Source organism: Bacillus sp. FSL K6-2861 (genome assembly GCF_038630725.1).
GTDB classification, from domain to species: Bacteria; Bacillota; Bacilli; order Bacillales; family Bacillaceae; genus Bacillus; species Bacillus velezensis.
Map to the genome: position 1 here is coordinate 3,157,381 of NZ_CP152037.1, position 12,831 is coordinate 3,170,211.

Here is a 12,831-nt window from a genome sequence, read left to right on the forward strand (position 1 = left end):
ACACATCCAAAAAGAAGAAATATAACGAAACATACTTTTTACCTATCTTAAAATTAGTCTTTTAGACTTAATTAAGAGTTTATCTTAAAACGCTTTGTCAGTTCGCGTAATTCTTCCGCCATTTTTTCCAGCGTGACGGCGGAGGAACTGATTTCCTCCATGGACGCAAGCTGCTCTTCAGCTGAAGCCGCGATGTCCTGAATGCCGGCCGCGCTTTGTCTGGAGACGGCCGCGATATCCTCTGAAGCGTTTGATACTTCCTGAGACCCGGCAGAAAGCTGTTCCACGGTTGCATTCATATTTTGCAGTTCACCGGCAATCTGATTTGTTTTAACGGAAATGTCCCGGAAGCTTTTTTCCGTTTCGTCCGTTAACTGAAGTCCGCTTTTCACCTCGTGATTGACGGATTCCAGCATTCCGAGCGAAGTATGAATTTCTTTGACGATTTCATGAATTAAGGATTCGATTTCTTTCGCTGAATCGGCGGATTGGACGGCAAGCTTTCTCACTTCTTCGGCAACGACTGAAAAACCGCGTCCGTATTCTCCCGCTCTTGCCGCTTCAATGGCTGCATTTAAAGCAAGGAGATTCGTTTGATCGGCAATGCCGTTAATGACGCGCAAAATGCTGGTGATGTCCTGCGATTTGAGTTCAAGCCCTTGTACGACTTGCTCCGCTTTACTTACGGATTGGTCAATGGCGCCCATCTGGCCGGCTGTTTTCTTGACAAGCCGCTCACCGGCGCCGGATATCTCCGCCGATTCAATTGACGTTTCCGTCACCACGGCTGCCGCTTCCGCCAGATCACTGAGCCCGTCTTTCATCTCATTCACTTGGGCTGTCGCTTTATCAATACTCTCACTTTGGTCTTCCGTTCCATTAGAAAACTGTTCAATCGCAAGGGTGATATGTTCCGTTGCTTTGCTCGTCTGCTCAGCCGAAGCCGTCAGCTCCTCTGAGGAAGAAGCGACATGTTCAACAGAGTCCTGAATTCCCTGAATAAGCGAACGGAGTGAATCTGTCATATGATTAAAACTTTTACCGAGCACGCCCAGCTCATCTTTAGAGCTGACATCAATGGTTTCCGTCAGATCTCCGCCGCTGATTTTTTCCGCTGAAGCTACGAGACGTTTTAACGGTTTGGTAATTGAGCGGATGACAAAATAAATGAAAATCATCCCTGCGGCAATGGCTATCGCCAATATGATAACGGCCAGAGTCAGAACCGGTCTTGCCGCATCCTTGATTTCTTCCACGGACATGGTTCCGCTGATCTTCCAGCCCGTCGCTTCATTGGTCACGTACGCCATTTTTTTCGCTTTCCCGTTCAGCGTATATTCAAAGTCGCCTTTTTGCCCGCTGAATAATGTATCAACCCATTTTCCCGATACCGCCGCGCCGGCTTTTTCATCACTGTAGGCAACGGCTTTTTTATTTTTGCTGAGGATAAAGGCGTATCCTTCTTTTCCGATGTTCACTTCTTTTGTCATCGTGATGAGATCGTCGATTTTTATATCAATGGCGACGACGCCTGATCCGTCTTGCGCCGCGCGGGCCATGGTGACAACCATCTTTTTGTTTGAGATGGACTCATAAGGGTCTGTGATGATGGTTTGGCCTTTATTCTCCATAGCTTCCTGATACCAGCTTCTTTCAAGCGGATTGAAATCGGCCGGCATATCGGCATGCGGATAACGGGTAAACGTTCCTTCCTTGCTGCTTGAAAATACGGCGGATGCTTTATCATTGCTTTCAATAAACTGTTTGAACCTTTCTTGCATTTCCGTTTGGTTTTTTTCTTTAAATTTAGCGCTTGTCGCCCATTCGCTGAAATATGCTGAGCTTTTTGTAAACATTCCGATCCGGTCATCAATCATATTGTTTAAGATTTGCACATTTCCTTCGGCGCTTTCCATCATTTGCTTTTCAACGGATGAAGCCGCCGAACGGTAGGCGCCGGCAGCCAATACTGCTACCGGAATGATTAAGATCAGTAAAAATGAAATGATCAGTTTTTTGGCTATTGATTTTCTGGCGATTTTTTTTGCTGTTTTTTTCAATTTTGTAAACCTCTTTCAATCATTTACTGTTTATATCGGCCAACTCCCTTTTTATTACATTGAAAATTAAGTCATAAATGAAAAATAGTTCTATGTACTCCCTTTGTATGCAAGACTTTTTATTCAATTATCCGGCTGTCACTATAAAAAAGGACGCCTTCCCTCCGGAAAGCGTCCTTTTTTACTAGTTGATTTTAAATTGTTTCGTTAATTCCCGCAGTTCTTCGGCCATTTGCGCCAAAGTATCGGCGGATGTGCTGATTTCTTCCATTGATGCAAGCTGTTCTTCTGCGGATGCGGCAATATCCTGAATGCTTGCTGCGCTTTCCCTAGATACGTCCGCAATATCCGTCACTGCGGCTGAAACGTGCTGGGAGCTGTCTGACAGCTGTTCAACCGTGCCGTTCATCGATTGAAGCTTCTCGGCGATATCGTTTGTCATGCCGAAGATATTCTGGAAGCTTTCTTTCGTGCGGTCCGTCACGGCAAGTCCTGATTGAACTTCTTCATTAACGGATGTGAACATGTGAAGTGATGTATTAATCTCAGCCGTGATTTCCTGAATGAGTTTTTCAATCTCTTTGGCAGAACCGGCGGATTGGACGGCAAGCTTGCGCACTTCTTCGGCTACCACTGAGAAGCCCCGCCCGTATTCACCGGCTCTTGCCGCTTCAATGGCTGCATTTAAAGCAAGCAGGTTTGTCTGATCGGCAATGCCGTTGATGACTCTTAAAATATGAGTGATGTCTTTTGATTTGGCCTCAAGGCCTTTTACAACCGCTTCCGCCTGCTGGACCGATTGATTGATGAGATTCATCTGCCCGACGGTTTGCTGCACATATTCTTCCCCTGTGCCGGCAGCTTCCTTCGATTGTTTAGATGCTTCCGTAATGGATGATGATGTGCGGGAAACGGCGGCGAGTCCGTCATTTATATGATTCAGCTTGGCTGAGCTTGAATCGACTTTTTCGCTTTGCTCTTCGTTTCCGTTTGAAAACTGCTCAATCGCCATCGTAATATGTTCCGTCGCTTTGCTTGTCTGCGAAGCTGAAGCAGTCAGCTCTTCTGATGACGCGGCCACATTGTCGACAGAGTTTTGGATCGCGCTGATCAGTCCGCGCAGAGATTCTCCCATTTCATTAAAGCTCGCGCCGAGTTCGCCCAATTCATCTTTCGAGCGGATATCAATGGTTTCAGTCAAGTCTCCGCCGCTGATTTGTTTAGAAGAGCGGACAAGCCGTTTCAGCGGTGACGTAATGGATCTGACAATCAACAGAATTAAAATTCCCCCGATAATAATGGATGCTGCAAGGACGATCATTCCCATCGTCAGCACCGGTTGTGAGGCGTCTTTAATTTCGGTGAGCTCCATGCTCCCCTCTATTTTCCATCCGGTCAGTTTATTTGTCGTAAACGCCATTTTTTTATTTTGATCATCGAGCTTGTATGAAATAATGCCGCTGTCTTTGCTGTATACCTCATTCAGCCACGGGGTTGAAACTTTATCGCCAGGTTTGTGGTCTTTATGCGCGACATAGGTTTTATTTTTGGACGTGATAAACACGAATCCTTTTTGTCCGATTTTGATTCCCTGCATTTGCTTCAGCAGCTGGTCAATCGTAATATCCATGGCCACTACGCCTGTTCCGTCCTGCATCTGCTTTGCCACGGTAACGACCATGCTGCCGTCGCTTGCCGCGGTGTAAGGGTCGGTGACAACGAGCGTGCCGCCAGCCTTCACAGCGTCTTTATACCAAGTGCGTGTTCTCGGATCGTAATCGGCCGGAGTATTCTCCTTCGGCGCCTGTGCGTAGCTGCCGTCTTCCGTTCCTCCGTAAATGCGGGCTACGTCCTTATGAATAGACGTGTATTGCCCGAACTTTTCTTCAAGAGCAGACATGTTTTTCTTTGAGAAGGATGACCCTTTTAACGTTTCACTGAAAAATTCAATTGCCTTTGCTTTTGCGCCGATATCATTTGTAATCGTTGTGTTAAAAGATTCGATGTTATTTTTCGCGTTGCCTGAAATCTGATCATCCAGCGAATTGCTCGCCGTATGGTATGAACTGAATTCTAACACGAGAATCGGTATGATTAAGATCACGATAAATGAAATGATTAATTTACGTGAAATCGATGCCTTTGTGCACCAATTAATGAATTTTTTCATATTAAGCTGCTCCCTCAAGTGTGATACCTTATATATCGGCTCAGTCTTCACATTTTGTTAACATTTCCTCCTTTTTTATGACTTGATTTTCATTGCCCAAGCTTCCTGCATATCTTATAAAAAAAGATAGGGGGCGCGCAGATGATTATCATATCCGGCCAAGTGCTACGGCCTCAGGACATCGCGAACTGGCAGACGGAAGAAAGCCTTGTTCCGTATATAAATGAACTGCTCAATTCTCCCGTACAATTCGATTACGGGTCGATTGCTGAACTGATGTTCGAGGTGCGGCTGCGCCGCCATATTGTGGAAGCCGCAAGAGAACTGCACGGATCAGGTGTGAAATTTGCAACTTTCGCCAAAACATACGGAAATACGGCTTATTGGAGAGTGACGCCGGAAGGAGCCTTGGAGCTGAAGTACAGAATCCCCGCTTCAAAAGCGATTCGGGACATTATTGAAAATGGGGCGTTTTACGCATTTGAATGCGCTACCGCCATTGTTGTGATTTATTATCTGGCCGTCTTAAAGACAATCGGTGAAGAACGGTTTAACCGGCGTTTCCGGGATATCACTTTGTATGACTGGCACTATGAGCATCTGCCGATCTACACGGAAACCGGCAGCCACTTTTTACGGGGAGATTGTTTATATTTTAAAAATCCTGATTTTAATCCTGCAAAGGCTCAGTGGCGGGGAGAGAATGTCATTGTGATGGGGAATGATCAATATTTCGCCCACGGTCTCGGGATTCTGACCGCTGAACAAATCATCCAGAGATTGAATTCTTTAAGAAAAAAAAATGCCGTGCAGCCGGCTTATCTGCTTAACCAGGCAACAAGGCTTGATGCACCCGCGCTTTATCAGATCATGCATTAAAACAATCCCATCGTCTGTCATTGTGACGATGGGATGCGGAATGCTTTTCTTTTCCGGTAAAAAGCCGTCGTGCCGAGCGCTTGGTTTGCAGCCCATTCAAACTTCTCTAAATCATGTCGGGTGACGGCTCTGTCCCGTCGGCTCCATTTAATGGCGCGGACAAAGTAATACCCTTTAATCGGCGCCATGGTGACTTTGGAATGCGGAAAATCTTCAAAGACAAACTCAATAGTCCCTCTTTTTTTATAGGACATTTGAAGAATCTTCATCATCCATCACCTCACGATTTCTGGATTATGATTCGCACAATCCGTCCAAAACGGTTTTCACGTCTGTCGGCCCTTCAAGTTTCGCGGCGGACTGGCCGGCCCATAAAGACATATACTCCGCGTCTCCTGATTGAGCCGCGTGCCCGCGCATCGGCTTTGTCAGCGTATTATGCAGCGGATAAGGCAGCGTATTTCCCTCGTCAGCCTCATATGTTTTCATGAACTGATTCACGATTCCCCGCGCCTGTTTTCCCGAAAACAGAGTGGTCAGCCGCGTGTCGGCTCCTTTTGATTCGGCAATGGCTTTTTGATATGCCGGTGAGGCGCTGCTTTCTTCACAAAGGAGAAACGGTGTTCCTACTTGAACGCCGTCCGCACCCAAACATCGGGCCGCCTGCACGCCGCGGCGGTCAAAAATGCCGCCTGCCGCAATCACCGGGATATTCAGCGCGTCTCTAGCCTGCGGAATCAGCGCCATAAGGCCGAGAGCCGGTTCTCCTTTAACCGGCAGAAACGACCCGCGATGTCCGCCGGCTTCTATTCCCTGAAGGATAACGGCGTCCATCCCCCGTTCTTCAAAGGCCTTCGCTTCCTCCGGCGTTGTCGCCGTGCCGAAAAGGAAACAACCGCTTTTCTTCAGCTTTTCCGCCGTTTCTTCCGGCGGCAGGCCGAAGGTGAATGAACACGCTTTGACTCCGTAACGGATCAGAAGCTCCGCTTTTTCCTCGAAATCATTCCATTCTTCTTTCAGATCAGAGAACGGCTTGGCGTCTTTGGCCCTCGGGATGCGGGCTTTCCATTTTTCAACAAGTTCCGGCTCAGGCATCTTCCTTTCTTCCGGGACGAAAAGATTTACTTGAAAGGAGCGGTCCGTCAGCTCTTTCATCTCGATAAGCTGTTTTTCAAGCGCTTGCGGACTGACGTATCCTGAAGCGAGGCTTCCGAGCGCCCCTTCATTTGATACCGCCGAAGCCAGACGCGGCGTGACCAGCCCGCCGGCCATCGGCGCCTGAATGACGGGCTTTGTTAATGATAATGCACTCATCCACTCACTCATTTGTGTTTTCCTCCGGTTCAGCCTGTATTTTGATATAACATGTTCTGTTTCGCGGACCGTCAAATTCGCAAAAATAAACGCCCTGCCATGTTCCGAGTATCAGGCGCCCGTCTTCTATGATGACATGCTGGGAGGCGCCGGTTGTACTCGCTTTCATATGTGCTGCCGTATTTCCCTCCATATGCCGGTCCAGTTCGTGCTCCCACGGATACATTTCATCAAACCTTCTGAGCATATCCCTCTTCACATCCGGATCGGCATTTTCATTTATGGTAATGCCGGCGGTTGTATGGGGACAGTATATGAGCGCCAAACCGTTTTTTACGCCTGTTTTGCGGAGAAACGCTTCAGCTTCATGTGTGATGTCGATCATTTCATCCCGTCTGTTTGTTTGAATCTGCAATTTTTTCAGCATATAGATGCCTCCTTTCTTTTTCTCTTCCTTTCCCATATTCGTTTCTGTATTTGTCTTTTCCTGTCGGATCGCGATGATAAACGCAGATCACAAAAAACTTCAGCCTCGGGACTGAAGTTTTTCACCATATATATACGCGGGCCTCATAAGGCTTTAAAAGAAAGGATGTTACATGGCGGTGCGCTTCTGTCTCTGCGTTTGCAAGCACGAGAGAATCGGAGTCAAGCGGATAACCGGGATGCCTGTATAAAGCGGGGGTTCGGGACAGATTTGTGATGATCAGGGCGGTTTTTGTTCCGTTTTTTCTTAGATAGGCATAAATCTGCCGGTCATTCGGAAGCAGCAATTCGTATGTGCCGCTGATCAATACGCCGTGTTCTTTTCTGAGGGTGAGCAGCCGTCTGTAGAAATGGTATACGGATGTTTCATCCTGCAATTGTGATGCAGCATTCAGCCATGTGTGGTTCGGATTCACTCCGAGCCACGGAGAAGCATCAGAAAACCCGCCGTTCGCCTCACCGCTCCATTGCATCGGTGTCCGTGAATTATCCCGGCCCTTCTTCCAGATGATCTTCATCACTTTTTCATGCGGAACGCCGCGGGACGTCTCTTTTTCATACAGATATTTCATTGCGGCGTCATCATAATCTTCAATGGATGGGAACGAAACATTGGTCATTCCGAGCTCCTGCCCCTGGTAAATAAACGGCGTGCCTTTCATCAGCATATACATCGCGGCGAGTGCCTTGGCGCTTTCTGTCAAAAACCGTTCGTCACCCCATACCGAGACGGAACGGGGCTGATCGTGGTTCTCCATAAATAACGCGTTCCAGCCCTTTCCTTCAAGACTGTTCTGCCAGCCGGACAAGACGCGCTTAAGCGCCGGAATGGAGATGCTTTGATCATCTTCCGTATCCCAGAGGCCGAGATGTTCAAATTGAAAAATCATTTGAAAGACGCCGTTTTCTTCACCGGCCCAATCAGCCGCCTCCCAAGCCGCCACTCCGTTCGCCTCGCCGACCGTCATGATCGGATAGCGCGAAAATGTTTCCCGTTTCAGCTCTCTTAAGAGATCCATTATGGCTTCCCCATTCATATGATACGGGAAAGACGGGACGTACGGGAGACCGTCCGGATTCGGCATGTCAGGGAGCCCTTCTTTTTTCTTAATGTGAGAAATGGCATCCACCCGGAAGCCGTCTATGCCTTTATCAAGCCACCAGCGGACCATCTCATAAACGGACTGCCTCATCGCTTCGTTTTCCCAATTTAAATCAGGCTGTTTTTTGTCAAACAGGTGCAGGTAATACTGGCCGGTCTCTTGATCATATTCCCACGCTGATCCGCCGAAAATGCTTTCCCAATTGTTCGGCTCTTTGCCGTTTTTTCCGTCTCTCCAGATGTACCAGTCCCGTTTTTCGGAATCTTTCGCCGAGCGTGATTCGATAAACCAAGGGTGCTCATCGCTTGTATGGTTGATGACGAGGTCTATAATCAGCTTCATGCCGAGCGCATGGACATCCGCAAGGAGCCGGTCAAAATCCTCCATCGTCCCGAATTCGCCGGCAATTTGTTTATAATTCCGAATATCGTAGCCGTTGTCCGCGCCCGGCGAGTCAAAAACGGGACAAAGCCAAATCACATCCGCCCCCAACTCTTTTATGTAACGAAGTTTTGCTCTGATGCCGTTCATGTCGCCGATTCCGTCCCCGTTCGAATCCATAAAGCTTCGGGGATAAATTTGATAGACGGCCGCCGTTTTCCACCAATCCGTTTTCATACCGACACTCCTTTCTTTACAGCATATGAAGGAGCGGGACGAAGAAGCATTTTTTCCATAAAAAAAGCCTCATTGCAAAAGCAGGAGGCTCAGAAATCAGTTTTTTTAATTTCAACGAAGCGGATATGATGGTCTTCCGCTTCCAGCACCTTAAATTCACACCCTTCGGCATGAAACACATCACCATTTTTCAGCTCCATTTTTTGTGTTAAGAGCCAGCCGGCAATCGTGTCAATGTCTTCATTTTCGATGGCGATATCAAGGAGATCATTCACCTCTTCTATGAGCGCCTTGCCGTCCATCACATAGTGGTGTTCGCCTTTTTTGACGATGTGGGGCATTTCATCCTGGTCATATTCATCACGGATTTCCCCGACGATTTCCTCCAATATGTCTTCGACGGTCACAAGTCCCGCCGTGCCGCCGTATTCGTCAACGAGAATCGCCATATGAATCCGCTCCTTCTGCATGCGGATCAAAAGCTCCTGAACGGGGATGCTTTCAATGACTCTGATGACCGGACGCATAATTTCTTTTAATTCAATGGAGCGGCCGAGAAAATACGCCTTAAATAAATCCTTATTGTTAATAATGCCGAGAATGTGATCTTTGTCTTCCTTAATAACCGGATATCGCGTATACCGTTCGTTGATGATCAAATGTATGGCTTCATCAACTGACTGTTCAAGCGAGATGACGGCGATTTCGGTGCGCGGCACCATGATTTCTCTGGCGACCCGGTTATCGAATTCAAATATTTTATTGACGTAACGGAATTCAGATTGATTGATTTGACCTTTTTTATAGCTTTCAGACAAAATCAGCCGCAATTCTTCTTCACTGACCACGACCTCATGTTCTTTCACCGAATGAAAACCGAACAGCTTGACCAAAAATCCGGCTGAGCCGTTTAACAGCTTAATAAACGGATACATCACTTTATAAAAGAGGATGAGCGGTTTCGCCGTCCACAGACTGACGGCTTCAGCTTTTTGAATGGATATCGTTTTCGGCGCAAGCTCGCCGATGACGACGTGCAGATACGTGACGGCGATAAACGCTGCAATAAACGTGACGACGTGCGTAATGGATGACGGCATTCCGATCAGGCTGAAAACAGGATGAAGAAGCCGCTGAATCGTCGGTTCACCGAGCCAGCCGAGTCCGAGCGCCGTAATCGTAATGCCGAGCTGGCACGCTGATAAATATTCATCGAGATTTGAAATCACCCTGTGCGCCGCGAGCGCCCGGCTGTCTCCGGTTTCAACCAGCTCCGCGATTTTTGAACCGCGGATTTTGACAATCGCAAATTCCGCAGCGACAAAGATGGCCGTTAATCCGATTAACAGCATAATGAGAATCAGTTTTAATATAAGCAAAAAAACCCCTACCGCAAACGGTAAGGGGCCACCTCCTTCGTGTTAATTCTCATCACGACCATTTAAGAAAATCATCACAAAACGAAGCAGCTCGAATAATGAAACGAGCGCCGCAGCCACATACGTCAGCGCGGCGGCGTTCAGCACTTTATTCACGCCGTGTTCTTCACTGTTGCGAATGAATCCTTCCGACACGATAATCCGCTTCGCCCTCGCGCTGGCATTAAACTCGACAGGCAGTGTGACAAGCTGGAAAAAAACAGCGGCCGAAAACAAAATAATGCCGAGTCCGATTAAGTTCAAGCTGCCCAGGAGCATCCCGCCCAAGAAAAGCAGAGGGGCAACCCCGGAGGCAAAATTGACGACCGGAAAAATTTTGTGCCTCAGCACAAGCGCGCCGTATGATTCCTGATGCTGCAAAGCATGTCCGACTTCATGGGAAGCGACGGAAATGGCGGAAATGGAGCGGCCGTAATATACCGGCTCAGATAAACGCACCACCCGCTCCGTCGGGTCGTAATGGTCTGTTAAAGTGCCTCTTACCGGTTCTACCGGCACATCATATAAACCGTTAATATCAAGAATCCGTCTTGCCGTTTCCGCCCCCGTCCGCTGACTGGAAGCTTCTACGTCTGAGTATTTCTGAAAATTGCTTTTCACTTTAAATTGTGCCCAAAACGACAATCCCAATGCAGCAATTGTTAAAAAGATAAACAGCATATTATCCTCTTCCTTTTTCTCTTATATCGTACGATTTGCTTATATATTATTTTAATGATTGTCCGCTTTCCTGTACAGAAATCCGCTTCTTTTTTCTGACAGGAATCAAACCTCCGAGCATGATGAGGATACACCCGGCCAATCCGATGTAAAACGGAAACGTGCCTGCGGTCTCTTTTGCAAAAACAAGCCATGAAAATCCGCCGGACATATGATTGTATCCATTCAAATCGAAAATAAGCAATACGGCCGCCGAAGCGAGCAGCTGCGCTCCGGCCAGCGCCGCCAGCAGTTTTTGAATGACTGTCATTTGACTCACCCTTTTTCGGTCCGCTTTCTTTATCATATGAAAAAATGAGGGTGAATATGTTTTCGGCGATTTTTGAAAGACATCAAACGAACTGGGACATACTGTATAAAAAAAGATACAGGTGTGATCGACATGAAAGTGACAAATGGCGAGAAAGAACAGCTGAGCAATGCGATAGACAGAATGAACGAGGGGCTTGACGCCTTTATCCAGCTCTATAATGAGGCGGAAAACGACGAACCTCTCATACAGTTTGAAGATGAGACGGCCGATTTAATCAGACATGCGCGTGACTCATACGGCCAGGAACAGCTGGACGAAAAACTAAACACCATTATTAAGCAGATTTTATCCATCTCTCTGTCGAAAGAAGAGCCGGGCGAATGAAATCAAACCGTTTATTTATTTCCTGGCTGAGATGGCCGTTATATGTTCGGATCGGACTGATCATTATCGCCTTGATTTTATTGTTCGGCCAACTCATTTACATGCTTGAACCGAAGCAATTCACGTCTGTGTTTGAAGGGGTTTGGTGGGCGGTTATTACGGTGGCCACAGTCGGCTACGGCGATTACGTTCCCCAGACGCCGCTCGGGCAGATTGCCGGCATGGTGCTTGTATTAAGCGGAGCGAGTTTTGTGACCGCCTATTTCGCCACGCTTTCTTCAGCCGTGTTCAGCAAACAGCACCGCTATGTCGAAGGCAAGGTCGCCTTTAAAGGCAAGGGGCACGTCATTCTTATCGGATGGAATGAGAAGTCGCATATGCTGCTGAAAGAACTGCAGCACATCGCACCGTCAAAAACTGTCGTCCTGATTGATGATTCATTAAGGGAAGGGCCGCTTATTGAAAACGTCCATTTCATCCGCGGACATGCCGCTGATGACAGTACGCTCAATAAGGCGAATATTACGGAAGCCGATACCGTCATTTTGACAGCAGACCAGCAGAAAAATGAATCCGAAGCTGATATGCTGTCGGTATTAACGCTTCTCGCCATCAAAGGGCTGCATCCGTCCGTTTATTGTATCGTGGAAATTTTAACGGAACGGTATGTCAAAAACGCCGAGCGCGCAGGAGCCAATAAGATTCTGTGCACATCACGCCTGTCGAGCCGGGTGATGTTTGAGCATTACCGGGTCAAGCTGCAGCTTGCCAAACCGCAAACGCTGTCAGATCTGACGCTGGAGAAAAAGGTGCGCATCATTCCCGTCCCCGAGGAATTAAAGGGTTCATCTTATCATGACTGTGCGCTCTATTATCTCAAACGGAATACCACGATCATCGGCATACAAAAAGAAGAGGGGCCGATGCTGACCCCTCCCCTGTCATACCAGGTGCTCGATACTGATCTGTTTTTGGCTCTTTAATGCAGCAGGACGTCTTCCAGCTCTTTCACAAGCGAGATGCCGATATCTGTATATGAGCGGTCAATTGCTGCATCCCGCCGTTTCGGCTCGGAGAATTGGTTGAATAATGACTCAAAAACACCGCCGCCTGCGTGATCATCCGTTTCCTCCTGATAGACGTGCCTCAGCAAAAAGGGGGTGCCGATTGTAACGGCGGCCCCCCGTTCATCCAGGTGTCCCTTATTTGCTTCAACAGGGATACGGAGAAATAAATAGCCGTCCTGATCGGAAATTTTGTAATCAAAGAACCCGCGGTCATACTCCCAGCCGCCTCCGATGGTATAACCGATCGGTTTCAGCACCTGTTCCAGTTCGCGGAGTAAAAACGATTGCCCTTCAAGTGAAGATGGAATGCTGATCATGTGCATATGCTCCTTTTTGTC

13 protein-coding genes are annotated in these 12,831 nt (G+C 47.7%); 3 read left to right on the plus strand and 10 right to left on the minus strand.

The genetic code is table 11. The features are described from left to right. Positions 1–71: 71 nt before the first annotated feature. A complete protein-coding gene (locus NYE62_RS15660) occupies positions 72–2,060 on the minus strand; it encodes a methyl-accepting chemotaxis protein (RefSeq protein ID WP_039254114.1) in 1,989 nt (662 codons plus the stop codon). Positions 2,061–2,244: 184 nt separating this feature from the next. Next, complete coding sequence (locus tag NYE62_RS15665; protein WP_039254112.1) at positions 2,245–4,230, minus strand: methyl-accepting chemotaxis protein; 1,986 nt, start codon at positions 4,228–4,230, stop codon at positions 2,245–2,247. Between the two features lie 141 nt (positions 4,231–4,371). On the opposite strand from NYE62_RS15665, the gene NYE62_RS15670 reads away from it, so the two are divergent. Then, positions 4,372–5,109, plus strand: coding sequence for a protein-glutamine gamma-glutamyltransferase (locus NYE62_RS15670; protein ID WP_007408635.1), 738 nt, complete (start codon positions 4,372–4,374; stop codon positions 5,107–5,109). Between the two features lie 17 nt (positions 5,110–5,126). Here NYE62_RS15670 and NYE62_RS15675 read toward each other — a convergent pair whose 3' ends face one another. The 7 genes from NYE62_RS15675 to NYE62_RS15705 form a co-directional block, all read right to left on the minus strand. After that, complete coding sequence (locus NYE62_RS15675) at positions 5,127–5,378, minus strand: hypothetical protein (protein ID WP_007408636.1); 252 nt, start codon at positions 5,376–5,378, stop codon at positions 5,127–5,129. A gap of 25 nt (positions 5,379–5,403) precedes the next feature. Beyond that, positions 5,404–6,435, minus strand: coding sequence for a nitronate monooxygenase (locus NYE62_RS15680; RefSeq protein ID WP_199022121.1), 1,032 nt, complete (start codon positions 6,433–6,435; stop codon positions 5,404–5,406). Beyond that, positions 6,428–6,850 carry a secondary thiamine-phosphate synthase enzyme YjbQ gene (locus tag NYE62_RS15685; RefSeq protein WP_012118289.1) on the minus strand — a complete coding sequence of 141 codons (423 nt, stop codon included), beginning with the start codon at positions 6,848–6,850 and terminating at the stop codon, positions 6,428–6,430. Before NYE62_RS15685 ends, NYE62_RS15680 begins: the two co-directional genes overlap by 8 nt. A gap of 121 nt (positions 6,851–6,971) precedes the next feature. Continuing rightward, on the minus strand, positions 6,972–8,630 hold the full coding sequence (locus NYE62_RS15690; RefSeq protein WP_342497044.1) for an alpha-glucosidase: 1,659 nt from the start codon (positions 8,628–8,630) through the stop codon (positions 6,972–6,974). 89 nt (positions 8,631–8,719) lie between these two features. Continuing rightward, positions 8,720–10,009, minus strand: a complete 1,290-nt coding sequence (locus NYE62_RS15695) for a hemolysin family protein (protein WP_003152126.1) — start codon at positions 10,007–10,009, stop codon at positions 8,720–8,722. A gap of 42 nt (positions 10,010–10,051) precedes the next feature. After that, a complete protein-coding gene (locus tag NYE62_RS15700; protein ID WP_003152125.1) occupies positions 10,052–10,729 on the minus strand; it encodes a zinc metallopeptidase in 678 nt (225 codons plus the stop codon). 46 nt (positions 10,730–10,775) lie between these two features. Then, positions 10,776–11,039: a hypothetical protein gene (locus NYE62_RS15705; RefSeq protein WP_015418085.1), complete on the minus strand. Its 264-nt coding sequence runs from the start codon at positions 11,037–11,039 to the stop codon at positions 10,776–10,778. A gap of 132 nt (positions 11,040–11,171) precedes the next feature. Here NYE62_RS15705 and NYE62_RS15710 point away from each other — a divergent pair, with 132 nt between their 5' ends. Both NYE62_RS15710 and NYE62_RS15715 read left to right on the plus strand, forming a co-directional pair. Continuing rightward, positions 11,172–11,426 (plus strand): atypical membrane-integrating protein, encoded by a 255-nt coding sequence (locus tag NYE62_RS15710; protein ID WP_023357104.1) that lies wholly within the window; start codon positions 11,172–11,174, stop codon positions 11,424–11,426. After that, positions 11,423–12,409: a potassium channel family protein gene (locus NYE62_RS15715; RefSeq protein ID WP_007408644.1), complete on the plus strand. Its 987-nt coding sequence runs from the start codon at positions 11,423–11,425 to the stop codon at positions 12,407–12,409. Before NYE62_RS15710 ends, NYE62_RS15715 begins: the two co-directional genes overlap by 4 nt. On the opposite strand, the gene NYE62_RS15720 is transcribed toward NYE62_RS15715, so the two are convergent. Next, on the minus strand, positions 12,406–12,810 hold the full coding sequence (locus NYE62_RS15720) for a YugN-like family protein (RefSeq protein WP_012118292.1): 405 nt from the start codon (positions 12,808–12,810) through the stop codon (positions 12,406–12,408). The two genes, NYE62_RS15715 and NYE62_RS15720, sit on opposite strands and share 4 nt — an antisense overlap. Positions 12,811–12,831: the final 21 nt, after the last annotated feature.